The organism is Enterobacter cloacae complex sp. 385G4 (genome assembly GCF_057320665.1).
In genome coordinates this window covers 25,850-51,253 of record NZ_JBXWDD010000003.1, presented here as the reverse complement: position 1 = coordinate 51,253, position 25,404 = coordinate 25,850, and the positions used below count along the sequence as shown (strand labels likewise).

Genomic DNA, 25,404 nt, shown 5'->3' with positions numbered 1-25,404 from the left:
TTTATTCTCCGCGCTGGCGCACCGCTTCAAACAGGCAGATACCCGTTGCAACGGAAACGTTCAGAGACGACACGCTGCCCGCCATCGGGATGCTGATCAGCTCGTCGCAGTGCTCGCGCGTCAGACGACGCATGCCTTCACCTTCCGCCCCCATCACCAGCGCCAGACGGCCGGTCATTTTGCTCTGATACAGAGTATGATCCGCTTCGCCCGCGGTACCGACGATCCAGATATTCTCTTCCTGCAGCAGACGCATGGTGCGCGCCAGGTTGGTCACGCGGATCAGCGGAACGTTTTCCGCCGCGCCGCAGGCCACTTTCTTCGCCGTCGCGTTCAGTTGGGCAGAGCGATCTTTCGGTACGATCACCGCGTGCACGCCCGCCGCATCCGCGCTGCGCAGGCACGCGCCGAGGTTATGTGGATCGGTGACGCCATCGAGGATCAGGAAGAACGGATTCTCCAGCTCAGCAATCAGATCCGGCAGATCGTTTTCCTGATACTGACGGCCCGGCTTCACGCGGGCAATGATCCCCTGGTGCACCGCGCCTTCGCTTTTCTCATCCAGGAACTGGCGGTTCGCCAGCTGGATCACCACGCCCTGCGCTTCCAGCGCGTGGATCAGCGGCATCAGACGTTTGTCTTCACGACCTTTCAGAATAAACACTTCCTGAAAACGCTCCGGTGCGCGCTCGAGAAGGGCCTGCACCGCGTGGATGCCGTAAATCATTTCACTCATTGATGGTTCTCGTAATAAATATTTCCCCTCTCCCGGTTGGGGAGAGGGTCAGGGTGAGGGGAGAATTACTCCGCCTGCTTTTTCTTGGCTGCGCGCTTCGCTTTTGTCGCGGCAGCGATTTTCTGCGTCTTCGCGGAAGGCTTTTTCGCTGAGCGAGCCTCTTTCTTCGCCGCCTTTGGCTTCTGTTTCTTCTCGCCGCGGAACGCGCTGTCCGGCTCGAAGTTTACCTTTTTGCCCGCCTGGCGACGTTTACCGCTCGCTTTGCCGTTTCCGCCTTTTTTCGCCCTTTCACGCTCGGTTTTACCGACGTTACGCGGCGCGCGCTCGCTGGAGATCAGGCTGAAGTCGATTTTACGGTCGTCCATATTCACGGCTTCGACCTTCACTTCCACGCGATCGCCCAGACGGTAGGTCTGGCCGCCTGATTCGCCAATCAGACGCTGGCCGACCTGGTCGAAGCGGTAGTAGTCGTTATCCAGGCTGGAGACGTGCACCAGACCGTCGATAAACAGCTCATCCAGACGAACGAAGAAACCAAAGCCGGTCACGCTGGCAATCACGCCCTTAAAGACGTTGCCCACCTGATCCAGCATAAAGTCACACTTCAGCCAGTCCGCCACGTCGCGCGTCGCTTCATCCGCACGGCGCTCGGTCATGGAACAGTGCTGACCCAGTTGCAGCATCTCTTCCATCGAGTAGTGATACCCACCGGTTTCAGTCGTGTTGCCTTTATGGCCCTGCTCGTGCGCCAGCAGATACTTGATCGCACGGTGCAGTGACAGATCCGGATAACGGCGGATCGGCGAGGTAAAGTGCGCGTAAGACTGCAGCGCCAGGCCGAAGTGCCCCCGGTTTTCCGGATCGTAAATCGCCTGCTTCATGGAGCGCAGCAGCATCGTCTGCAGCATTTCCGCGTCAGGACGGTCGCTAATGGATTCCAGCAGTTCGGCGTAATCGCGTGGCTCTGGCTTATTACCGCCAGGCAGCTCCAGGCCGAGCTCAGCCAGCACGGAGCGGAACGACGTAATGGCTTCCGTGGTCGGCTTATCGTGAATACGGAACAGCGCAGGTTCTTTGGCTTTCTCAACGAAGCGTGCCGCCGAGATATTCGCCAGAATCATACACTCTTCGATCAGCTTGTGCGCATCGTTACGCTGGGTCTGTTCGATACGCTCAATGCGGCGCTCGGCGTTGAAGATAAACTTCGCTTCTTCGCTCTCAAAGGAGATACCGCCGCGCTCTTCGCGCGCCTGCTCCAGCGTTTTGTAGAGGTTATGCAGCTCTTCAATGTGTTTAACCAGCGGCGCGTACTGCTCGCGAAGGTCCTGGTCGCCCTGCAGCATATGCCAGACCTTGGTATAGGTCAGACGCGCGTGCGAGCTCATTACCGCTTCGTAGAATTTGTAGCCCGTTAAGCGCCCTTTGGTGGAGATGGTCATCTCACATACCATACAGAGACGGTCAACCTGCGGATTCAGGGAGCACAGGCCGTTGGAGAGCACTTCCGGCAGCATCGGTACCACCTGCGACGGGAAGTAGACCGAGGTACCGCGGCTGCGCGCTTCGTTATCCAGCGGCGTGTGCGGACGCACGTAGTAGCTTACGTCAGCGATAGCAACCCACAGACGCCAGCCGCCGCCGCGTTTTTTCTCGCAGTACACGGCATCATCGAAGTCGCGGGCGTCTTCACCATCAATGGTGACCAGCGGCAGACTGCGGAGATCCACACGGCCCGCTTTGGACTCTTCCGGTACTTCTTCGCGCAGGTTTTCGATCTGCTCTTCGACCGCTTTCGGCCAGACGTACGGAATTTCATGGGTACGCAGCGCCATATCGACGGCCATGCCGGTGCCCATGTTATCGCCCAGCACTTCGACGATTTTACCGACCGCTTTGGTGCGACGGGTCGGACGTTGGGTGAGTTCAACCACCACCACAAAGCCCATACGCGCGCCCATCACCTCTTCAGGTGGGATCAGAATATCGAAGCTCAAACGGCTGTCGTCCGGCACCACGAAGCCTACGCCCGCATCGGTAAAGTAGCGGCCCACAATCTGGCTGGTTTTTGGCACCAGCACGCGAACCACGCGTGCTTCGCGGCGGCCTTTACGGTCTGCACCCAGCGGCTGCGCCAGGATCTGGTCGCCGTGGATGCACATTTTCATCTGTTCGGATGAGAGGTAAAGGTCGTCCTTACGGCCTTCCACGCGCAGGAAGCCAAAGCCATCGCGGTGACCAATGACGGTCCCTTTCAGCAGATCGAGGCGTTCCGGCAGCGCGTAGCACTGGCGGCGGGTAAAGACCAGTTGCCCGTCACGCTCCATCGCGCGCAGGCGGCGGCGAAGGGCTTCAATTTGCTCTTCACCTTCAATATTTAATTCAACGGCAAGTTCTTCACGATTGGCGGGTTTTTCGCGTTTTGTTAAGTGTTCAATGATGAACTCGCGGCTGGGGATAGGATTCGCGTATTTTTCGGCTTCGCGTTCCTGGAAAGGATCTTGTGACATGTCGGTTCCTCCGTTGTCAGCTCCGGTGGAAATTTTCTTCATTCCACCAGCAATAATTTATAAAGCGGTTGATTCTCTTCAACCAAATCGGCCAGCGTATAGTTATCCAGTTCCTTGAGAAAACTTTGCACGGCCTTAGAAAGCGCCTGTTTCAGGCGGCAAGCGGGCGTAATGTGGCAGAACGCGCTGCTGCAGTTCACCAGAGACAAGGGCTCCAGCTCGCGTACCACATCCCCGATACGAATACTCTGTGCCGGTTTACCAAGACGGATCCCTCCATTCTTCCCGCGGACGGCAGCAACGTATCCGGCACGGCTAAGTTGATTGATTATTTTGACCATATGATTACGGGACACACCGTATACCTCTGTGACTTCAGAGATACTGGTCATCTTCCCTTCGGGTAACGACGCCATGTAAATCAGCGCGCGTAAGCCGTAATCGGTGAAACTTGTTAACTGCACATCAACCTCAGGAAAAAGGGAAAACGCGGTCAAACCGCAGAGATATTCATTAATGATGATAAACCAGCCAGATAGTTAGCGGCTAATTTATTTGACAGACGGGGCGAAAAAGCGGAGATCCAGGAGCGGTCGCCGGTTGGCGCTACGCTTATCCGGCCTACGGGTCTCCCCGCAGGCCAGCAGTCACGAAGATTATGCGTCGAACGGGTCGCGCAGGATCATCGTTTCAGTACGATCCGGGCCGGTAGAAATAATATCGATCGGCACTTCGGTCAGTTCTTCAATGCGCTTGATGTAATCCAGCGCAGCCTGCGGCAGGCCGCTACGCTCTTTCACACCAAAGGTGGTCTCAGACCAGCCCGGCATAGTTTCGTAGATTGGCTCAATGCCTTCCCAGTCGTCAGCAGCCAGCGGAGTGGTGGTCACTTCGCGGCCATCTGGCATACGGTAGCCTACGCAGATTTTCACTTCTTTCAGGCCGTCCAGTACGTCCAGCTTGGTCAGGCAGAAGCCAGACAGGGAGTTGATCTGCACTGCGCGACGCACGGCAACCGCATCCAGCCAGCCGGTACGACGACGACGACCGGTGGTCGCGCCAAACTCGTTACCCTGCTTGCACAGGAACTCGCCGGTTTCATCAAACAGTTCGGTCGGGAATGGACCCGCACCTACGCGAGTAGAGTACGCTTTGATGATACCCAGAACGTAATCCACATAACGTGGACCCAGGCCAGAGCCGGTCGCCACGCCACCCGCGGTGGTGTTAGAAGAAGTAACGTACGGATAGGTACCGTGGTCGATGTCCAGCAGCGTACCCTGCGCACCTTCGAACATGACGAAATCGCCACGCTTGCGCGCCTGGTCCAGCAGATCGGATACATCAACAACCATACCGGTCAGAATGTCTGCAATCGCCATGACGTCATCCAGCACTTTCTGGTAGTCAACAGCGTCAGCTTTGTAGAAGTTCACCAGCTGGAAGTTGTGATATTCCATCACTTCTTTCAGTTTTTCAGCGAAGGTCGCTTTGTCGAAGAGGTCACCGACGCGCAGACCGCGACGTGCAACTTTATCTTCGTAAGCCGGGCCGATACCACGACCGGTGGTGCCGATCGCTTTCGCGCCACGCGCTTTTTCACGCGCCACGTCCAGCGCCACGTGATAGTCCAGGATCAGCGGGCAGGCTTCGGAGAGCAGCAGACGCTCACGAACAGGGATACCACGGTCTTCCAGACCTTTCATCTCTTTCATCAGCGCAGCAGGAGACAGCACAACGCCGTTACCGATGATGCTGGTGACGTTTTCGCGAAGAATGCCTGATGGAATAAGATGGAGGACGGTTTTTTCACCGTTGATTACGAGAGTATGGCCTGCGTTGTGACCGCCCTGGTAGCGTACAACATATTTAGCCCGTTCAGTCAGAAGATCGACAATCTTCCCTTTACCTTCGTCACCCCATTGGGTGCCCAGTACGACGACGTTGTTACCCATTTTTTTCAAAATCACCGTTTGCTTAAAAATGGATTCTACCATCGCTTTTTCAGATATACAGCACTTTTTGACCTTAAAATACGCCAATTGCGGCTAGTTTTTGATCAGCCAATCGTTTTCCTCAACATGTAGTAGATAACGATACCGGCAACCACAAGACCACCGCCGAAACGACGCAAAATATTATCCGGTAGCTGGCTCATGGTCGCGATCATACGACGCCACGCGCGCGGATAGAGCATCGGGCCGAGACCTTCCAGCACCAGAACCAGGGCCAGCGCGAGCCAGATCGTTGAATTCATTTTTTCATCCTTATAAAAGAAAACCACCGCTCCGTTGGGAGCGGTGGTTTGAATACTCAAACGAGCCTGAGTTTATCGCGTTGCGTTGGTCGGCGTCTTCATATAACGGAAGAAATCGCTGTCCGGGCTGAGCACCATCACATCCTGGTTGCTCTTAAAGCTATTCTCGTAAGCGCGCAGGCTACGGATAAAGGCGTAGAAGTCTGGATCCTGGCTGAATGCATCGGCAAACAGCTTCGCCGCTTCCGCATCGCCTTCACCGCGCAGGATACGGCCCTGACGTTCAGATTCCGCCAGCGTCTTGGTCACTTCATAGTCCGCTGCCGCACGCAGTTTTTCAGCCTCTTCCTGACCCTGTGAACGATGACGACGGGCAACCGCTTCACGCTCGGCGCGCATACGGTTGTAGATCGCCTCGGACACTTCCGCTGGCAGGTTGATCTGCTTGATACGCACGTCAACCACTTCGATACCCAGCGCCGCCATACTGTTCGGGTTGATCACCGGCACTTTACCGTTGGTTTCAGCCTGAACGCGTTCGGCCGCTTTAGCAATCGCGTCATCCGCTGCTGGCGTCGCCACTTCGTCTTCGGTGCCCGCTGTACCGGAGTTCAGCGCATCGCGCACTTCCAGGGTCAGACGACCGCGGGAGTCGGTCACGATGTCTTTCACATCAAGACGACCAATTTCAGAACGCAGACGGTCAGAGAACTTACGTTTCAGCAGCACTTCTGCCTGAGACACGTCACCGCCGCCCGTTGCCAGGAAGTAACGGCTGAAATCGCTGATGCGCCATTTGATGTAAGAATCAACGATCAGGTCTTTCTTCTCTTTGGTCACGAAACGGTCGGCCTGGTTATCCATGGTCTGGATACGCGCATCAAGCGTTTTCACAGACTGAATGAACGGCACCTTGAAGTGCAGGCCCGGCTCGTAAATCACCGGACGTTTGTCGCCATCACGCACGACGCTGCTGAACTGGAACTTGATCCCACGCTCGCCCTCTTTCACCACAAAGATCGAGGTATACAGCACGACCAGTACGATGACGATGATCGCAATAACTGACTTACGCATCCTTATTCCCCCTGACGCTGGTAGTCGTTACGCTGCGCGTTAGCACGGCGTTGGTCCATAATGTCACCATCGTTCGAAGAAGGCGTTGTGTTCGCGCTGGAGCTGCCTGATGAGGCTGGCGGCAGACGCAGGAGGTTGTTCGCTCCGCTGGTGTCTTTCGCTGCCGGTGCAGAACCGCCTTTCAGCATCTGATCCAGCGGCAGAACCATCAGGTTCCCGCCTTTGCTGTCGTTAACCAGCACTTTGCGGGTGTGGCTCAGCACTTTTTCCATAGTCTCGATATACAGACGCTCGCGGGTAATTTCCGGGGCGGCTTTGTATTCCGGCAGGATGCGCGCGAAGCGAGCCACTTCACCCTGAGCTTCCAGGATGGTCTGGGTCTTATACGCACGCGCCTCTTCCAGAATACGCTGCGCCTGACCGTTAGCACGCGGCTGAACTTCGTTGGTGTACGCTTCTGCTTCGCGGATGTACTGCTGTTCGTTTTCACGGGCAGCAATCGCATCGTCAAACGCGGCCTTCACCTCTTCCGGCGGACGTGCAGCCTGGAAGTTGACGTCCAGCAGGGTGATACCCATGTTGTACGGACGAATCGTCTCTTCCAGCTCGCGCTGGGTATCGCTACGAATAACGGTACGACCTTCGGTCAGGATGCGGTCCATGGTGTATTTGCCGATCACACCACGCAGGGCGCTGTCGGTCGCCTGACGCAGGCTGTCATCGGCGCTGGTCACGCTAAACAGATAACGCTCAGGATCGGTCACGCGGTACTGCACGTTCATCTCTACGCGCACCACGTTCTCGTCAGACGTCAGCATCACGCCGGAGGCGGCCAGTTCACGGACGGACTCCACGTTAACTGCGGTCACGTCATCAATGAAGGTCGGCTTCCAGTTCAGGCCCGGCTCCACCAGATGGCTGAACTTACCGAAACGGGTAACCACGCCGCGTTCTGCTTCTTTAATGGTGTAGAACCCGCTGGCTGCCCAGACGATCACCAGCCCGGCAGCAACGATGCCCACCAGGCGGCCACCTAATTGCGGGCGCGGTCCCTGGCTGGAACTACCACCCGAGCCAGAACCTTTTCCTCCGCCAAGGCTACCAAGCTTTTTGCTCAGCTTGCGGAAGATATCATCCAGATCCGGCGGCCCCTGCTCGCGACCACCTTTGTTGCCATTTCCCCCAGAGTTGCCGCCTTGATTATTGCTGCTTCCCCACGGGTCGCGGTCTTGTCCGTTATTACCGGGCTGATTCCACGCCATGTATATGCTCCATATTTGTTATGCAAGGGCGAATTTTTCAGGCTTCCCCTTTCTGATCAGACGATATAGTCCGCCAGCGCAGGTTCTTGTTTACAGAGGCGACGCCAGTCAACGATCGGCATACGCACCTGCATCCCCACGCTGCCGTCATCCTCCATCCACTCTTTTTCTATCGCCTGAAGCTGATAAAACCGGCTGCGCAGCCTGCCTTCCTGTGGCGGCAGTCGCAGCGTGTGCTGAGCTACCTCACCGGAAAGACGTTCTGTCAAAGCCTGGAAAAGCAGTGGCACACCGATTCCGGCCTGAGCAGAAAGCCAGACCCGAATCGGTTTGTTCTCTTCATCACGGTCGATACGCGGTTCGAAATCCTCCAGCATATCGATCTTATTCATCACCAACAGGGTGGGAATTTCGTGGGCGTCAATTTCTTCCAGCACCACGTTCACCGCGTCGATGTTCTCCTGCACGCGTACGTCAGCCGCATCAATCACGTGCAGCAGCAGGGTCGCCTGACGCGTCTCCTGCAACGTCGCCTTAAACGCCGCCACCAGATCGTGCGGCAGATGGCGGATAAACCCTACGGTATCCGCCAGCACTGTTTCACCCACGTCTGAAACGTCAATGCGGCGCAGCGTCGGGTCCAGGGTCGCAAACAGCTGGTCTGCGGCATACACCTGGGCCTCGGTTATCTGGTTAAACAGGGTGGATTTACCGGCGTTGGTATAGCCCACCAGCGACACCGTGGGGATGTCGGCTTTGGTTCGCGCCCGACGCCCCTGTTCACGCTGTTTCTCGACACGTTCCAGACGTGAGAGGATCTGGGTAATACGGCCACGCAGCAAACGGCGGTCGGTTTCGAGCTGGGTTTCACCCGGACCGCGCAAACCAATCCCGCCTTTTTGTCTTTCAAGGTGGGTCCAGCCACGCACCAGACGCGTCGCTAGATGGCGCAACTGCGCCAGCTCAACCTGCAGTTTCCCCTCGTGGGTACGGGCACGCTGAGCAAAAATGTCTAAAATCAATCCCGTGCGATCGATAACACGGCACTCGCAGAGAGCTTCCAGGTTGCGCTCCTGGGCTGGAGACAGCGCATGATCAAACAACACGACTGACGCGCCGGTTGCTTTTACGGCATCCGCAATTTCTACTGCTTTACCTTCACCAACAAAATACTTTGGGTGCGGCGCTTTACGGCTACCGGTAATCACCTGCATTGCTTCGACACCGGCGGAAGAGACCAGAGATTCAAACTCCTGGAGGTCTTCCATATCTTTGTCTTGCGAAAAATAGATGTGTACCAGCACCGCCTGCTCACCGGCATCATAACGGTCAAACAAGCGTAAACCTCTCTAAAAAGATCAGCGGGGAACGCAGGATCCCTGGCTCCCCGTGTGGATAACAGCTAAAACCTTATTCGGTCTCGTCGCTGTCCTGCGCAGGAGCAGAAGAACCCTGCGCGTTGCTGCCATGATGGTAGTTACTGCCTGTGCCGCCGCCAGCGTTATTGCTGTGATGAGAGACCGGACGGGACGGAACAACAGTAGAGATAGCGTGCTTGTAGACCATCTGGCTGACCGTGTTTTTCAACAGGATCACGAACTGATCGAAAGACTCAATCTGACCTTGCAGCTTAATACCATTCACCAAATAAATAGAAACTGGAACACGTTCCCGACGCAATGCGTTCAGGAACGGATCTTGTAAAGATTGCCCCTTAGCCATTCTATCTTTTCCTTATATGCTTGTTTTGTACTTAGAACCTTGCGATTCTGAAAAATTGCGCACGATACGTCTCAATTGTACACATTCAGTGGGCGATATCACCAACAACCTCAATCACATCGTTTAACGCCTGTTGCGGTTTTTCACTGTCTAACCAGTGAACCCCCTCCCAACCGCGCAACCAGGTGATCTGGCGCTTCGCTAACTGTCTCGTGGCGCAAACACCTCGATAAACCATTTCATCGTATGAAATCTCACCTTCAAGATACGACCACATCTGGCGGTATCCCACACAACGAACGGAAGGCATATCCGTATGCAAATCTCCACGGGCAAATAGCGCCCGCACTTCTGCTTCAAAATCTGAAGCCAACATCTGATGAAAACGCTGCTCAATTCGTTGATGGAGCAGTTCACGGCTCGCCGGGGCGATGGCGAACTGATGCACCTGATACGGCAGAGCGTCTCCTGACGTTTGCGTCAGTTCCGTTAAAGTTTTACCCGAAATGAAAAAAACTTCCAGTGCCCGGGAAAGCCTTTGCGGATCGTTTGGATGGATTCGCGCCGCCGCAACCGGGTCAATCTCTGCCAGTTGCTTATGCAATGCGTCCCACCCCTGCTCTGCCGCCTGCTGCTCAATCTTTGCTCTGATTTCAGGATCTGCAGAAGGTAAGGGTGACAATCCTTCGAGCAGCGCCTTGAAGTAGAGCATGGTTCCGCCAACCAACAGCGGTATACGCCCCGCCGCCGTTATCTCGGCCATCTCAGCTAAGGCATCCCGGCGGAAATCCGCTGCGGAGTAAGCCTCTGCCGGGTCGAGAATATCCAGCAAACGGTGCGGTGCCGCACGCAGTTCGTCTGCGCCGGGCTTCGCCGTGCCGATGTCCATCCCTCGATAGATGAGGGCGGAATCAACGCTAATCAACTCTACAGGCAAAACTTTACGTAACTCAATGGCTAACGCTGTTTTGCCAGAGGCCGTTGGGCCCATTAAAAAAATTGCCTTTGGCAGGCTCGCCTTGCTTACGTCAGTCATGTTTCAGGGCGGTCATCGCCGTTTTTAAATCAACAGGTTGTAATAACCCACCCGGCGGCGCTTTCACCAGTTGTGGGCAGAGGCGTTCCACCTCCGCCAGCACGGTAATCGCCTGCGCCATACTCCACGGTGAATGTTCGCTGGCCAGATGACGGGCGATCCACTGCGCGGTGTTGGCAGCCTCCAACGATGTTTGCTGCGCCAGGTAGCCTATCAGTTCAGGAATCAAGTTTTGTAAATTTTGTTGGCGTAAGGGTAAAGGCACTGCGCGAATTGTCACATGTTGTGGTTCGAGCACAATTTCAATGCCCATTTGCGCCAGCTGGGCCTCTGCACGCTGCAATACCCTTGTTTCTTCAGCGGATATTTTCAGGCGAACCGGGATCAATAACGGCTGCGCACAGGCCGCATGTTCCCCCGGCGTCAGTTGCGCCTGCTTGAGCCAGCGTTCGGCAACCGGAAGCGCCAGAAGCAGCAGTTTGCCGTCGCGCTCAAGCAGGGCCATATCCGGTGCGATAATCGTCAGCACCCTGCCAAAACTCTGGCTATGGCCTTCAAGGGAAGGTGTCGCCACCGAAATGTGCTCTTTGCGCTCGACTGCGGGCGTTTCCAGCAGTTTACGGTACAGCGCCCCCTGCTGCTTCTGATAGCCGGGCTGAGCGTTCGGGTAGTTCACGCCCGTCGGACGCGGCGCGGCTCCTGCAGAGGAAAAACGCGGGGCGTCTGGTTCACGCGCGACGGCAGGCTCCGCAAAATGGTTGCGGCCCGCAGCAACACGGTTTTCCGGAATGGGGCGCGGTGCGGAGTCTTCTTTTTCCAGCGGCAGCGTGGGTTCAAGCTGCTGTTGCAGCACGCTCAGCACGCCCTGGTAGATAAAATCATGCACCAGACGCGACTGATGGAACCGTACTTCATGCTTGGCAGGATGGACGTTGACATCCACCTGATGCGGGTCGATCTCCAGATAAAGCACAAAGGCCGGTTGCTGATCGGCCCCGAGCTTGTCTTCGCAGGCCTGGCGAATGGCGTGATTAATGAGGCGGTCGCGCATCATGCGGCCATTCACGTAGCAATACTGAATTTCAGAATACGCCGCGCTACTGGCGTTCGGATCGGCCACCCAGCCGCGTAAAGCCAGATCGCCGTGCTGCCACTCGATAGCCAACGCCTGCTCCAGGAACGGCGTCCCGCAGATAGCGCCTAACCGTCGCTCTTTCTGACCACCTTCAGCCACCGCGCGGTACTGGCGCATCACCTTGCCGTTATGGCTGAGGTTGATGGTGACGTCGAAACGGGCGAGCGCAATTCGGCGGATGATCTCGTCGATATGGCCGAACTCGGTTTTTTCGGTACGCATAAACTTGCGGCGGGCGGGAGTATTGTAGAACAGGTCCAGAACTTCCAGCGTAGTACCGACAGGGTGCGCCGCGGGTTTGACCGTGACGTCCATATCCCGCCCTTCAGCGTAGGCCTGCCAGGCTTCCTGCTGTTCAGCGGTGCGGGAGGTCAGCGTTAAACGAGAAACCGAGCTGATACTGGCCAGCGCTTCGCCGCGAAAACCGAGGCTGATAATCGCTTCCAGGTCATCCAGAGAGGCAATTTTACTGGTGGCATGACGCGCCAGCGCCAGCGCCAGCTCCTCTTTTTTGATGCCGCAGCCGTTGTCGCGAATGCGGATAAGCTTTGCGCCGCCGCGTTCGATATCAATATCAATGCGGGTGGCGCCCGCATCGAGGCTATTTTCAACCAGCTCCTTCACCACCGACGCAGGGCGTTCCACCACCTCACCGGCGGCGATTTGGTTCGCGAGCTGCGGCGGCAGAACCTGAATCGGCATGAAATCTCCTTAATTTGTGGCGGTCAACCCACCCGGCTGCGCGGCGCTGGCCGTCTGGGCTGCTCCGCCCTGCGGCGCGGACTGCAGAGGATGCGCCTCAAAATATTTACGTAAACCGTTATAAATCGCTTCGGCAATTTGCTGCTGATAGCTGTCGCTGCCCAGCAGGCGCTCTTCACTGTTATTGCTGATAAAGCCCGTCTCTACCAGAATTGACGGAATATCCGGCGAGCGCAGAACGCCCAGGCTCGCATGTTCAGGGCGGCGCTTATGCAATGCCCCGATGCCCTGCAACTGGTTCAATACGTTAGTGGCGACATCATACCCGACGCGCTGAGAATGACCGAACTGTAAATCCAGCACCGCCTGGCTGAGGTATGGGTCAGACTGGCTGTTTGCCAGCACATCACCCGCGCCGCCTAACAGTTCAGACTGTTTCTCATGCTCTTCCAGCCAGTTGGCCATTTCGCTGTTTGCCCGGCGGTTCGACAGAACCCATACCGAGGCGCCCGTCGCGTTACGGTTCGGCGCGGCATCCGCGTGAATGGAGACCAGGAAATTGGCGTTTTGCTTACGCGCCACGTCTGAGCGGCCCATCACAGAGATAAAATAGTCGCCGTCGCGGGTTAGTACGCCTTTAAACATCGGATCATCGTTTAACAGCGTCCGCAGCTTGCGGGCCACCGCAATAGTGACATTTTTCTCTCGCGTGCCGCCCGGGCCAATCGCTCCAGGATCCTGTCCACCGTGCCCGGCATCAATGGCGATAATCACTTTGTCACCGCTGACCGTACGCCGTGCGCTGACCGCCGGACGCGTTACCGTGTTACTGCTGGTTGCCGCGGTGATGCGATCGTTCTGCGATTTAAACGGATTACGCGCAGGTTCCGATGGGCGAGGCGTATACACCGGCTCTTCCACGCGTTTCGCGACAACCGGTGGCGGCGGAGGCGGCGGAACATCGGCATTGATGGTGAAGACCACCGTATAGTTCGCCCCGTTTTGCTGCTTCACCGCCTTCGTTTTGCCCTTTTCGGTCAGATCGACCACCAGGCGCAGCGACTGGCTGTCCTGAGGGGTACCCGAGCGGATACTTTTCACCAGGTTGTTACCGCTGAACCGCAGCGGTAACCCCTGGATCACGCCTGTCTGTTTGATATCCAGCGCCACGCTGTGGCTGTCTGGCTGTGAAAACGCGTATTCAGGGTCGCCCATAAAGCTGAACGTAATCCGGGCCTGGCTTTCGCCGTTTGACACCTGAATATCCGAAAGGCTTGCCGCCCCGGCCTGCGCGCACAGCAGCACCGTCGCAGCCAACACCCAACCTTTAACGCGACTAATCATCCCGTCATCCCTACTCTTAACCGGCGAGACGCGCCAGTAAGGAACACCCTGATGAGGAAACCGCACTGATGCGAGCCTCACGCCCTTGAGCCTGGTAATCTAAGTGAATTTCGACATCCGGGTCAGGCAGCACACCCGCACCTTGTTGCGGCCACTCCACCAGGCAGATGGCGTCGTTGGCAAAATAATCACGGATCCCCATAAATTCCAGCTCCTCAGGATCCGCAAGGCGGTATAAATCAAAGTGGTACACCATAAGATTGTCGAGGGTGTACGGCTCGACCAGCGTGTAGGTAGGGCTTTTCACGTTCCCGTTATGCCCTAACGCCTGCAAAAAACCCCGGCTGAAGGTGGTTTTACCCGCACCTAAATCGCCATACAGATAAATGACGGTTGCCCCCTGACAGGCCTGCGCCACGCGCTTGCCGAGCTCTAAAGTGGCTTGTTCATCAGGTAAAGGAATCGCTCGATTAGTCATTTTCTACGTCAATCACATCCGGGTTAACAACACGCCGCAGCGTGCAAAAGAGATCGGTGGCCAGCATACCGCGTGTCCCCTCCCGCTCAGCAAGCCTGTCAGCTGCCGCGCCGTGGGCCACGCAGCCCGCACAGGCTGCATCATAAAGGGGAAGTTTCTGTCCAAGCAATGCGCCGATAATGCCTGAAAGCACATCGCCCATACCGCCGCTCGCCATGCCCGCATTTCCGGCATCAATAATGCCCTGCGTCTCGTCACTGGCGACAACGGTGCCTGCCCCTTTCAAAACGGCAACACCTCCGTAACGTTTTACCAGACGCTGAGCAGAAAGTAAGCGATCGCTTTCAATTTCTGCCACGCTGCAGTTAAGCAGGCGCGCGGCTTCGCCGGGGTGTGGCGTCAGAATGCGATTGTGACGCTTATCCGGATTTATTGCCAGAAGGTTAAGCGCGTCGGCATCCCACAGCATCGGTTTACGAAAATTCTCGACCTTTTGCAGGGCCTGTTTACCCCATGTCTGTTGTCCAAGCCCGGGACCAATAACCACCACATCCGCCCATTCAAGGCTTTCTTCCAGCGTCTGGGGCGTAAGCTCATGGACCATCAGTTCCGGTCGGGCTGTGATGATTGGCGCAATATTTTCAATGCGAGTGAGTACTCGCACTAACCCGGCACCGCTGCGAAGTGCCGCCTCACCGGTCATGCGAACCGCGCCTGCCGTACCGCGATCGCCACCAATAATCACCAGCCTGCCGTTGTCGCCCTTGTGAGACGTTGGGCGGCGCGGCGGAAGCCACTCTTTTAGCTGCGAGGAATCAAAGCGCGACAGGAGCGTTTCCTGTCCAACGAGCCAGCTCTCCAGCCCCAGCGCGTTATGGTGCAATACACCGACCACATCCCGCGCTTTTCCGGTTAACAGGCCCGGCTTCAGAGCGATAAAGGTCACGGTGTGCGCAGCCTGAATAACGGCGCCAGGCGTCGCGCCGGTCTGCGCGATCAGGCCCGACGGAATATCCAGCGCGACGACCGGCGCAGAGTACCCGTTAGCGTGTTCAATAAGCGCGGCAATGTTTTCGCGAGGCGCGCTGCGTAGCCCGGTCCCCAGCAGACCATCAACAATCAGATCAACATCTTCCGGCCAGACGATATCATGAGCATGAATCACGCCGCCTGCGTTCAGCCATGCCTCCCGCGCCGCGCAGGCCTCTTCCGGCAGGGGCTTATCACTCTCCAGCGCCAGCAGGGTAACGCGGAGACCGGCTGCAACGGCAAGACGCGCAACGACGTAACCGTCGCCGCCGTTATTGCCGTGCCCGCACAAAATCAGCCAGTGAGTGGACTGCGGGTACGCGCTGCGGGCAACGTTAAACGCCGCCTCTCCCGCGCGCTGCATCAGTTCATAAAGGGTAATGCCGAGACTGTCTGCGGCCTCTTTTTCGGCGCGCCGGAGGTCATCCGCATGCCAGATGGAATGTGGTATACTTGCGGGGTTTTTCTTCACCGTATGGTCCGTCATGTCACAGCCCCTCGATCTCAATGAATTAGCGCAAAAAATAAAACAGTGGGGTGCTGAGCTTGGCTTCCAGAAGGTGGGCATTACCGATACCGACCTCTCTGCCAGCGAGCCAAAACTGCAGGCCTGGCTGGACAAACAATACCACGGCGAAATGGAGTGGATGGCGCGTCACGGCATGATGCGCGCCCGTCCACATGAACTTTTACCGGGTACACTACGCGTCATCAGCGTGCGCATGAACTACCTGCCTGCCAACGCGGCCTTTGCGCGCACGCTAAAAAATCCCTCCCTGGGTTACGTCAGCCGGTACGCTCTGGGACGTGATTACCATAAGCTTCTGCGTAACCGCTTAAAAAAACTCGGGGAAACCATTCAGCAGCACTGTGATTCGCTGAATTTTAGACCCTTTGTCGATTCCGCGCCTGTTCTTGAGCGCCCGATCGCCGAAAAAGCCGGACTTGGCTGGACAGGTAAGCACTCACTTATCCTGAGCCGCGACGCCGGATCGTTCTTCTTCCTCGGTGAGCTGCTGATAGATTTACCCCTGCCTGTAGATGGCCCGGTGGAGGAAGGCTGTGGCCGCTGCGTGGCCTGCATGACCATCTGCCCGACGGGCGCCATCGTTGAGCCTTACACCGTTGATGCCCGCCGCTGCATCTCCTATCTCACGATAGAGCTTGAAGGGGCGATCCCGGAAGAATTCCGACCGCTTATCGGCAACCGCATCTACGGCTGCGACGACTGTCAGCTGATTTGCCCGTGGAACCGCTATTCACAGCTGACGGACGAAGAGGACTTCAGCCCGCGTAAAGCGCTGCATGCGCCACAGCTTATTGAGCTGTTCGCCTGGACCGAAGCCTGGTTTCTGAAGGTGACGGAAGGTTCCGCTATTCGGCGTATTGGCCACCTGCGCTGGCTGCGAAACGTGGCCGTCGCGCTGGGCAATGCCCCGTGGGATGAAGCGAATATTCAGGCGCTCGAAAGCCGTAGAGGTGAGCACCCACTTCTTGATGAACACATAGAATGGGCGATTGCGCAGCAAATCGAGAAGCGAAATGCCTGCGTGGTCGAGGTGCAGCTTCCTAAGAAACAGCGGCTGGTTAGGGTGATTGAAAAAGGGCTTACGCGGGATGCGTGATATATTCACAGCCTGTGAATAAAAATAAAAACTCAAGCGCCATCTGGACTTGAGAAGAGGTCAAGTGATCTCAATAACATTTTGAAATGAAATTTTATCCACTTAATACAGTAACTTAGGAAGATATTATTCACCCTGCTAACTTTCTGTACGGTTTGGGTAAAGCGCGAATTCTGTGGATAACTCTGTTTACAAGAGTATTTCAGATGCAATAGAAAACGTCCCCAGCGCGTCTTTTCGCTGTGGATATTTTAGAGATGAAGAAGAATTTGGAGCGGGAAACGAGACTCGAACTCGCGACCCCGACCTTGGCAAGGTCGTGCTCTACCAACTGAGCTATTCCCGCTTGGGTGGTCCGTGCTTTAGAAGCACTTTCAAATTTTGGAGCGGGAAACGAGACTCGAACTCGCGACCCCGACCTTGGCAAGGTCGTGCTCTACCAACTGAGCTATTCCCGCTTGGGCAGTCTGTGCTGTGGAAGCACCTTCAAATTTTGGAGCGGGAAACGAGACTCGAACTCGCGACCCCGACCTTGGCAAGGTCGTGCTCTACCAACTGAGCTATTCCCGCAAATCTGTACTGCTTTTGTTGCTGTCGTAACGTGTAATTCTCTGTCGTTACGGGAGGCGCATTATACGAGAAATCCTTTTAGCTGCAACCCCCCTTAAAGTGATTTTTTCGAAATTCAGTTCAAGTGCTTATTTAATCGGCAAGCTGAACAATTTAACGACAAAAACCCGGCCGCGCAAGGTGCCGGATCTCAAAATCACAGCTTAATAAAGTTTTCGCGGTAGTACGCGAGTTCCGCCACGGACTCGCGGATATCGTCCATCGCCTGGTGCGTACCCTGTTTTTTAAAGCCGTCCAGAATTTCAGGCTTCCAGCGGCGCGCCAGCTCTTTCAGAGTGCTCACGTCCAGATAGCGGTAATGGAAGTAAGACTCCAGCTCCGGCATGTACTTGAAGAGGAAACGGCGATCCTGACCGATGCTGTTCCCGCAGATCGGCGATTTACCCGCTGGTACCCACTGCTTCAGAAATTCGAGCGTCGCCAGTTCCGCCTCGCGATCGCCCAGCGTGCTCGCCTTCACGCGCTCGACAAGACCGCTGCCGGTGTGGGTACGCACGTTCCACTCATCCATCAGCGCAAGCTGGTCGTCGGACTGATGCACCGCAATCGTTGGCCCTTCGGCAAGGATATTCAGGTTGGCATCGGTCACCAGGGTTGCAATCTCAATAATGCGATCGCGCTCGGGATCCAGCCCGGTCATTTCGAGATCGATCCAAATCAGGTTGTTTTCATCCGCGCTCATGTTATTTTCCACCCTTCTCGCATAACCGGCAGTAGCAGGTTAACTAGTATTAATTAGAGTGTATCATAGAGGTTTTGCCCCTTACGGGCGACCAGGAGCCAGTGCGATTGAGTAAAAATAAACTCTCCAAAGGGCAGCAGCGCCGCGTGAATGCCAATCATCAGCGCCGTCTTAAAACCACTTCGGAGAAGGTCGATTACGACGACAACCTGTTTGGCGAACCAACGGAAGGCGTAGTCATCAGCCGTTTCGGTATGCACGCCGACGTGGAATCCGCCGATGGCGAAATCCACCGCTGTAACATTCGCCGGACCATTCGTTCTCTGGTGACCGGCGACCGCGTCGTCTGGCGACCGGGTAAAGAGGCGGCAGAGGGCGTTACGGTAAAAGGTATCGTTGAAGCGGTCCATGAGCGTACGTCCGTGTTAACCCGTCCCGATTTTTACGACGGGGTGAAGCCGATTGCCGCCAACATTAACCAGATTGTCATCGTATCAGCGATTTTGCCCGAACTTTCGCTCAATATTATCGACCGATACCTTGTCGCCTGTGAAACGCTGCAGGTTGAACCGATTATCGTGCTGAACAAAATCGATCTGCTGGATGACGAAGGCATGGCTTTCGTTAATGAGCAGATGGATATCTACCGCAAGATTGGCTACCGCGTTCAGATGGTGTCCAGCTACACCAAAGACGGACTGAAACCGCTGGAAGAGGCGCTTACCGATCGCATCAGCATCTTTGCGGGTCAGTCCGGCGTGGGGAAATCGAGCCTGCTAAACAACCTTCTCGGCCTCCAGCAGGAGATCCTCACTAACGATGTGTCTGACGTCTCGGGCCTCGGCCAGCACACCACCACTGCCTCACGTCTCTATCATTTCCCTCACGGCGGCGATGTGATCGACTCACCGGGCGTGCGTGAATTCGGTTTATGGCATCTTGAGCCGGAACAAATCTTTAATGGATTTGTCGAATTCCATGATTATTTAGGCGCTTGCAAATACCGCGACTGCAAACACGATAACGATCCAGGCTGCGCTATCCGCGAAGCGGTTGAGAAAGGTGAAATCGCGGAGACCCGCTTCGAGAATTACCACCGCATTCTTGAGAGCATGGATCAGGTAAAAACGCGTAAAAACTTTTCTGATTCTGATAACTGACAACTAAGCTAAGCATCGCTAAAATCGTCCCCTTTTTTCAGGTTCCGGCGGCTTACTGCCGGATCAGGAACGACAAAACAATGGCCTGGAGGCTACCTTGTTAAACGCATTTAAACTTTCTCTTCAATACATTCTGCCAAAACTGTGGCTCACTCGCCTGGCGGGCTGGGGCGCAAGCAAACGCGCGGGCTGGCTGACCAAACTGGTCATCGACCTTTTCGTTAAGTATTACAAGGTCGACATGAAAGAAGCGCAGAAGCCGGACACCGCCAGCTACCGCACGTTCAACGAGTTTTTCGTGCGCCCGCTGCGCGACGAAGTGCGCCCGCTGAACACCGACCCTAACGTCCTGGTGATGCCAGCAGACGGCGTGATCAGCCAGTTGGGTAACATCGAAGACGACAAAATTCTGCAGGCGAAGGGCCACAACTACAGCCTGGAAGCGCTGCTGGCGGGCAATTACCTGATGGCGGACCTGTTCCGCAACGGCACCTTTGCCACCACCTATCTGTCACCGCGCGACTACCACCGCGTACACATGCCGTGTAACGGTATCCTGCGTGAGATGATCTACGTGCCGGGCGATCTGTTCTCCGTGAACCACCTGACCGCGCAAAACGTACCGAACCTGTTTGCCCGTAACGAACGCGTCATCTGCCTGTTCGATACTGAATTCGGCCCTATGGCGCAGATTCTGGTGGGCGCGACCATTGTCGGCAGCATCGAAACCGTCTGGGCTGGCACCATTACCCCACCGCGTGAAGGCGTGATCAAGCGCTGGACGTGGCCTGCCGGTGAAGAAGAAGGCTCTGTCGCCCTGCTGAAAGGCCAGGAAATGGGTCGCTTCAAGCTGGGCTCTACCGTCATCAACCTGTTTGCGCCGGGCAAAGTGAAGCTGGCTGAGCAGCTCGAAAGCCTGTCGGTCACCAAACTGGGTCAGCCGCTGGCGGTCTCTACCGAAACCTTCATGACGCCGGATGCAGAACCTGCTCCGCTGCCGCAAGAAGAGATCGACGCCGAGCACGACGCCAGTCCGCTGGTTGACGACAAAAAAGACGAAGGCTAACAACAGAAGGATCGCTGACGTGCGCCCGATTATCGTTCTACTGATGGCCTGGTGCCTCAGCATGGGGGCGTACGCAGCGACAGCCCCCGACGCCAAACAGATAACCCAGGAGCTGGAGCAGGCGAAAGCGGCTAAACCCGCTCAGCCAGAGACCGTTGAGTCACTCCAGTCCGCACTGAACGCGCTTGAAGAGCGGAAAGGCTCGCTTGAGCGCGCTCAGCAGTATCAGCAGGTTATCGACAACTTCCCTAAACTCTCGCAAACGCTGCGCGCGCAGCTCGCTAATCTGCGCGATGAGCCGCGCGAAGTGCCGGAAGGCATGACCACCGACGCCCTGAACCAGGAAATCCTGCAGGTCAGCAGCCAGCTCCTGGAAAAGAGCCGCCAGGCTCAGCAGGAGCAGGAGCGAGCGCGTGAAATTGCCGACTCCCTCAGCCAGCTTCCGCAGCAGCAAACCGACGCCCGCCGCCAGCTTAACGACGTTGAGCGCCGCGTGGGTACGCAAAGCGGCAACACGCCGCAGGCTCAGGCGCAAAATCTGGGTCTGCAGGCGGAATCTGCCCGCCTGAAGGCCCTTGTGGATGAGCTGGAGCTGGCGCAGCTTTCCGCCAACAACCGCCAGGAGCTGGCGCGGATGCGCTCTGAACTCGCTCAGAAGCAGAGCGAGCAGCTGGATGCGTACCTTCAGGCCCTGCGTAATTTGCTTAACAGCCAGCGCCAGCGCGAAGCCGAGCGAGCGCTTGAAAGCACCGAGCTGCTGGCGGAAAACAGCGCCAATCTGCCGGAAGGTATCGTCGATCAGTTTAAGGTCAACCGCGAGCTTTCTGCCGCCCTGAATCAGCAGGCGCAGCGTATGGATCTGGTTGCCTCCCAGCAGCGTCAGGCGACGAATCAAACCCTGCAGGTGCGCCAGGCGCTCAACACCCTGCGCGAGCAGTCCCAGTGGCTCGGGTCATCAAACCTGCTGGGCGAAGCGTTACGCGCCCAGGTCGCGCGCCTGCCGGAAATGCCGAAACCGCAGCAGCTGGATACCGAGATGGCCCAGCTGCGCGTGCAGCGACTGCACTTTGAAGATCTTCTCAATAAGCAGCCGCAAATACGCCAGATCCGTCAGGCTGACGGACAACCTCTGACCAGCGAGCAAAACCGTATTCTGGAAGCCCAGCTGCGCACCCAGCGCGAACTGCTGAACTCCCTGCTGCAGGGCGGGGATACGCTGATTCTGGAACTGACTAAGCTCAAGGTCTCTAACAGCCAGCTGGAAGACGCGCTGAAAGAGGTGAACGAGGCTACGCACCGTTATCTCTTCTGGACATCCGACGTACGTCCAATGACCTTCTCGTGGCCAATTGAGATTGTTCAGGATCTGCGCCGCCTGATTTCGCTCGACACCTTTAGCCAGCTCGGACAGGCCAGCGTGATGATGCTGACCAGTAAAGAGACGATTTTCCCGCTGCTGGGCGCGTTGGTTCTGGTGGGCTTCAGCATTTATTCGCGCAGACATTTCACCCGCTTCCTGGAGCGTTCCAGCGCGCGGGTGGGGAAAGTCACTCAGGATCACTTCTGGCTGACGCTGCGCACCGTGTTCTGGTCGATTCTCGTCGCCTCTCCGCTACCGGTGCTGTGGATGACGCTTGGCTATGGCCTGCGGGAAGCCTGGCCCTATCCGCTCGCGGTCGCCATTGGCGATGGTGTCACCGCCACGGTACCGTTGCTGTGGGTGGTGATGATTTGCGCGACGTTCGCGCGGCCTAACGGCCTGTTCATCGCCCACTTTGGCTGGCCTCGTAACCGCGTGGCGCGCGCCATGCGCTATTACCTGATGAGCATCGGGCTGATTGTGCCGCTGATTATGGCGCTGATCATGTTTGATAATCTCAACGACCGGGAATTCTCAGGCTCGCTGGGCCGCCTCTGCTTTATGCTGATCTGCGGCGCGCTGGCCATCGTCACGCTCAGCCTGAAACGCGCGGGGATACCGCTCTATCTGGATAAATCCGGCAGCGGCGACAACATGTTCAACCGGCTGCTCTGGAACCTGCTGCTGAGCGCTCCTCTGATTGCGATGCTGGCAGCAGCGGTAGGTTACCTGGCAACCTCGCAGGCGCTGCTGGCGCGACTGGAAACGTCGGTGGCGATCTGGTTCCTGCTGCTGGTGGTGTATCACGTGATCCGTCGCGGGATGCTGATCCAGCGCCGCCGTCTGGCCTTTGACCGCGCCAAGCATCGCCGGGCAGAGATCCTCGCTCAGCGTGCCCGTGGCGAGGAAGAGCCAACCCATGTCAACAGCACGGAAGGCACGATGGATGCGGACGAGGTCGAACTGGATCTGGATGCCATCAGTACCCAGTCTCTGCGCCTGGTGCGCTCCCTCCTGATGCTGATTGCCCTTCTGTCGGTGATCTTCCTGTGGTCGGAAATTCATTCCGCGTTTGGCTTCCTGGAGAACATCTCTCTGTGGGACGTGACGTCCACGGTGCAGGGCGTTGAAAGCCTGGAGCCGATCACCTTAGGCGCGGTGCTGATTGCCATTCTGGTGCTGATCATCACCACCCAGCTGGTGCGTAACTTCCCGGCGTTGCTGGAGCTGGCGCTGCTGCAGCATCTGGATTTAACCCCCGGCACGGGATACGCCATTACGACCATTACGAAATACCTGATACTGCTGTTTGGCGGAATGGTCGGGTTCTCAATGATTGGTATTGAGTGGTCTAAACTGCAGTGGCTGGTGGCCGCGCTGACGTTTGGCCTTGGCTTTGGCATGCAGGAGATTTTCGCTAACTTTGTATCCGGCCTGATCATCCTGTTTGAAAAGCCGATTCGCATTGGCGATACGGTGACGATCCGCGATCTGACCGGGAGCGTAACGAAGATCAACACCCGCGCCACCACGATCAGCGACTGGGACCGTAAAGAGATCATCGTGCCGAACAAGGCATTTATTACCGAGCAGTTTATCAACTGGTCCCTGTCGGACTCCGTCACGCGCGTGGTGCTGACGGTACCGGCGCCGTCGGATGCCAACAGTGAAGAGGTCACGCAGATCCTCTACACCGCCGCTGAACGCTGTACGCTGGTGCTCGATAACCCTGCGCCGGAAGTATTCCTGGTTGATTTACAGCAGGGGATCCAGATTTTCGAACTGCGTATCTACGCCGCCGAAATGGGACACCGCATGCCGCTGCGCCATGAGATCCACCAGCTGATTCTGGCGGGCTTCCGCGAGCATGGTATTGATATGCCGTTCCCACCGTTCCAGATGCGTCTGGAAAGCATGGACGGACGCAAGATGGGTAAAACGCTCACGTCGGCGGCAAGATCGCGCCCGGCGGGAAGTCTGTAATCGTTCTCCCCTCCCTTTCGGGAGGGGCATTTTACCGCTACGCCACTTCCGTGACGTACGCCATTGAGCGCCGGCGGTAATTCTCATAAATCCCCATCGCCAGCAGCGAGAAGAAGACTGGCCCACCGACCATCCACAGCGCGCTGTTCCAGTCGTTCGCCTCAACCACGGGCTGAATAACGGTAAAGATGTTGGCAAACGCCACGACCAGCACCACCACCGTGGTCGCCAGCAGCGTTGCCGCGCGAGTTTTGAAGATCACAAACGGACGCTCAAGATCCCGCTTCGCCTTAAAGAACGGGAACGCCAGCGTCAGGAACAGGTACGGCAGCGTCATCGACACGTTCGCCATCAGGGTCAGCTTGTTATAGAACGCAGACGCGGTATCACCGCCAAATGACACCAGCAGAATGAACACGCACACCAGCAGACACTGCATCCACATGGCGTTGGCAGGCATGCCTGCGGTATTGAGCTGCGTCATGCGTGCCAGCCACAGCGCCTTTGGCGTACCCTGGATGATTGCTTTCAGCGGCGAGTAGATTAGCGTGAAGAACGCGCCGGTATAGGCTAGGAACATCGACAGGCCGGTAATGCGCGCAAACCAGATCCCCAGGGTGGCCGATGCTTCCAGCGTCAGGTGCATGGCGTTACCCAGCGTCATTCCCAGGCTTTTCATCAGCACGTAGGTGATGTTCCCGAGGTTAGTGGTATTGTTACTCAATACCTGCTGCCAGTTGGTGCTAACGCCCCAGAGGAAAATCGCCAGCGAATAGCCGATGGAAATCACGATGGCGGCAAAAATAATCCCTTTGGCAAAGTTTTTTTCCGGGTTCTCGGTCTTATCGACCAGCCCACCTACCGCTTCAATACCGCCGTAGGCAAAAATGGCAAATACCACGAAGGAGAGCATGGCCAGCCCGGACTGATAGCCCGGATTAGGCGATGAAACGAAGTTCACCTCCTGCGCGAAGTGTCCGCCGTTCAGGCACAGAATGGCGATACTCACCAGCAGCAGCACCAGGTTCAGGCACATCACGGAAATACCGCCAACGGCGGTGATACGGGCAATTTTGTTGATGCCTTTTGACGCCACCAGCGTCACCACCACCATCCAGCACACCGCCAGAATTCCGACCACCTGCGTGGAGCTCAGCCCGGCTAAAGACCAGACCTGCGTTTTATCCGCACCGAAAAGAAACGTGGAGAACGGCACCCAGACTTTGGCCGCCGTGCTGACCATCCAGACGACGTAGGAGGAGAACCACATAAACGTGCCGATAAACGCGTAGCGCGGGCCGATGCTGTTGTTCATCCATGAATAGATACCGCCCTCTTCTTTCCGGTAAGCCGAGCCCATCTCCGCCATCATCAGCGCAAACGGGATAAAGAAGAACAGAGCAGAAACGATATAAAACGGCGTCGCGCTGTAGCCCATCAGATAGAAAGCCGACGGGCTGTTGGCAAAGCCAAAAACTGACGTAAAAATCATCAGAATGAGCCCGGTGAGGGTCATCTTTTTGAGTGACTGGGACATATAACCATCCGAAGAGGAATTAAACTGCGCGGATGGTAGCAGATGACCAGACTAATATTGTGGCTATACGAGGCAA

At 56.5% G+C, this 25,404-nt stretch carries 20 protein-coding genes and 3 tRNA genes; 4 read left to right on the top strand and 19 right to left on the bottom strand.

Annotated features, from left to right (window positions below):
* Position 1: 1 nt before the first annotated feature.
* The 14 genes from rlmB to nnr form a co-directional block, all read right to left on the bottom strand.
* Positions 2–736 (bottom strand): 23S rRNA (guanosine(2251)-2'-O)-methyltransferase RlmB, encoded by a 735-nt coding sequence (rlmB, locus tag AC2FAJ_RS10730; RefSeq protein WP_028015258.1) that lies wholly within the window; start codon positions 734–736, stop codon positions 2–4.
* Between the two features lie 65 nt (positions 737–801).
* Positions 802–3,243, bottom strand: coding sequence for a ribonuclease R (gene rnr / locus AC2FAJ_RS10725; RefSeq protein ID WP_163332749.1), 2,442 nt, complete (start codon positions 3,241–3,243; stop codon positions 802–804).
* A 38-nt stretch (positions 3,244–3,281) separates the two neighbouring features.
* On the bottom strand, positions 3,282–3,707 hold the full coding sequence (gene nsrR / locus AC2FAJ_RS10720) for a nitric oxide-sensing transcriptional repressor NsrR (protein ID WP_028015256.1): 426 nt from the start codon (positions 3,705–3,707) through the stop codon (positions 3,282–3,284).
* A gap of 192 nt (positions 3,708–3,899) precedes the next feature.
* Positions 3,900–5,198 carry an adenylosuccinate synthase gene (locus AC2FAJ_RS10715; protein ID WP_006178975.1) on the bottom strand — a complete coding sequence of 433 codons (1,299 nt, stop codon included), beginning with the start codon at positions 5,196–5,198 and terminating at the stop codon, positions 3,900–3,902.
* Positions 5,199–5,302: 104 nt separating this feature from the next.
* On the bottom strand, positions 5,303–5,500 hold the full coding sequence (locus tag AC2FAJ_RS10710) for a DUF2065 domain-containing protein (RefSeq protein WP_003855996.1): 198 nt from the start codon (positions 5,498–5,500) through the stop codon (positions 5,303–5,305).
* A 72-nt stretch (positions 5,501–5,572) separates the two neighbouring features.
* The gene (hflC, locus tag AC2FAJ_RS10705) at positions 5,573–6,577 is read right to left on the bottom strand and encodes a protease modulator HflC (protein WP_028015255.1); all 1,005 of its coding nucleotides are present in this window, start codon (positions 6,575–6,577) and stop codon (positions 5,573–5,575) included.
* 2 nt (positions 6,578–6,579) lie between these two features.
* Positions 6,580–7,839 (bottom strand): FtsH protease activity modulator HflK, encoded by a 1,260-nt coding sequence (gene hflK, locus AC2FAJ_RS10700; protein ID WP_319879710.1) that lies wholly within the window; start codon positions 7,837–7,839, stop codon positions 6,580–6,582.
* A gap of 56 nt (positions 7,840–7,895) precedes the next feature.
* Positions 7,896–9,176: a ribosome rescue GTPase HflX gene (hflX, locus tag AC2FAJ_RS10695; protein ID WP_163332750.1), complete on the bottom strand. Its 1,281-nt coding sequence runs from the start codon at positions 9,174–9,176 to the stop codon at positions 7,896–7,898.
* 73 nt (positions 9,177–9,249) lie between these two features.
* On the bottom strand, positions 9,250–9,561 hold the full coding sequence (hfq, locus tag AC2FAJ_RS10690; protein ID WP_013095287.1) for an RNA chaperone Hfq: 312 nt from the start codon (positions 9,559–9,561) through the stop codon (positions 9,250–9,252).
* 85 nt (positions 9,562–9,646) lie between these two features.
* The gene (gene miaA, locus AC2FAJ_RS10685; RefSeq protein WP_028015253.1) at positions 9,647–10,597 is read right to left on the bottom strand and encodes a tRNA (adenosine(37)-N6)-dimethylallyltransferase MiaA; all 951 of its coding nucleotides are present in this window, start codon (positions 10,595–10,597) and stop codon (positions 9,647–9,649) included.
* Positions 10,590–12,434 carry a DNA mismatch repair endonuclease MutL gene (gene mutL / locus AC2FAJ_RS10680; RefSeq protein WP_047364110.1) on the bottom strand — a complete coding sequence of 615 codons (1,845 nt, stop codon included), beginning with the start codon at positions 12,432–12,434 and terminating at the stop codon, positions 10,590–10,592. The genes miaA and mutL overlap by 8 nt, the downstream gene beginning before the upstream one ends.
* Positions 12,435–12,443: 9 nt before the next feature.
* Entirely contained in the window at positions 12,444–13,778 is a 1,335-nt protein-coding gene (gene amiB, locus AC2FAJ_RS10675; protein WP_028015251.1) for an N-acetylmuramoyl-L-alanine amidase AmiB, read from the bottom strand.
* A 16-nt stretch (positions 13,779–13,794) separates the two neighbouring features.
* Positions 13,795–14,256 (bottom strand): tRNA (adenosine(37)-N6)-threonylcarbamoyltransferase complex ATPase subunit type 1 TsaE, encoded by a 462-nt coding sequence (gene tsaE / locus AC2FAJ_RS10670; protein ID WP_485454118.1) that lies wholly within the window; start codon positions 14,254–14,256, stop codon positions 13,795–13,797.
* Positions 14,249–15,772: a bifunctional ADP-dependent NAD(P)H-hydrate dehydratase/NAD(P)H-hydrate epimerase gene (gene nnr, locus AC2FAJ_RS10665; protein ID WP_163332751.1), complete on the bottom strand. Its 1,524-nt coding sequence runs from the start codon at positions 15,770–15,772 to the stop codon at positions 14,249–14,251. The genes tsaE and nnr overlap by 8 nt, the downstream gene beginning before the upstream one ends.
* Here nnr and queG point away from each other — a divergent pair.
* Positions 15,771–16,910: a tRNA epoxyqueuosine(34) reductase QueG gene (queG, locus tag AC2FAJ_RS10660; protein ID WP_028015248.1), complete on the top strand. Its 1,140-nt coding sequence runs from the start codon at positions 15,771–15,773 to the stop codon at positions 16,908–16,910. The two genes, nnr and queG, sit on opposite strands and share 2 nt — an antisense overlap.
* Positions 16,911–17,180: 270 nt before the next feature.
* Here the strand turns inward: queG and AC2FAJ_RS10655 are convergent.
* The 4 genes from AC2FAJ_RS10655 to orn form a co-directional block, all read right to left on the bottom strand.
* A tRNA-Gly gene (locus AC2FAJ_RS10655) sits at positions 17,181–17,256 on the bottom strand.
* A gap of 36 nt (positions 17,257–17,292) precedes the next feature.
* Positions 17,293–17,368, bottom strand: a tRNA-Gly gene (locus AC2FAJ_RS10650).
* 36 nt (positions 17,369–17,404) lie between these two features.
* A tRNA-Gly gene (locus tag AC2FAJ_RS10645) sits at positions 17,405–17,480 on the bottom strand.
* A gap of 196 nt (positions 17,481–17,676) precedes the next feature.
* On the bottom strand, positions 17,677–18,222 hold the full coding sequence (gene orn, locus AC2FAJ_RS10640; protein ID WP_028015247.1) for an oligoribonuclease: 546 nt from the start codon (positions 18,220–18,222) through the stop codon (positions 17,677–17,679).
* Positions 18,223–18,329: 107 nt separating this feature from the next.
* Here orn and rsgA point away from each other — a divergent pair, with 107 nt between their 5' ends.
* From rsgA to mscM, 3 genes are all read left to right on the top strand, one after another.
* A complete protein-coding gene (gene rsgA / locus AC2FAJ_RS10635; protein WP_319879719.1) occupies positions 18,330–19,382 on the top strand; it encodes a small ribosomal subunit biogenesis GTPase RsgA in 1,053 nt (350 codons plus the stop codon).
* A gap of 97 nt (positions 19,383–19,479) precedes the next feature.
* Positions 19,480–20,448, top strand: a complete 969-nt coding sequence (gene asd / locus AC2FAJ_RS10630) for an archaetidylserine decarboxylase (RefSeq protein ID WP_485454117.1) — start codon at positions 19,480–19,482, stop codon at positions 20,446–20,448.
* A gap of 19 nt (positions 20,449–20,467) precedes the next feature.
* On the top strand, positions 20,468–23,791 hold the full coding sequence (gene mscM, locus AC2FAJ_RS10625; RefSeq protein WP_028015244.1) for a miniconductance mechanosensitive channel MscM: 3,324 nt from the start codon (positions 20,468–20,470) through the stop codon (positions 23,789–23,791).
* A gap of 37 nt (positions 23,792–23,828) precedes the next feature.
* Here mscM and yjeM read toward each other — a convergent pair whose 3' ends face one another.
* Positions 23,829–25,328 carry a glutamate/gamma-aminobutyrate family transporter YjeM gene (gene yjeM / locus AC2FAJ_RS10620; RefSeq protein ID WP_041911492.1) on the bottom strand — a complete coding sequence of 500 codons (1,500 nt, stop codon included), beginning with the start codon at positions 25,326–25,328 and terminating at the stop codon, positions 23,829–23,831.
* Positions 25,329–25,404 lie beyond the last annotated feature (76 nt).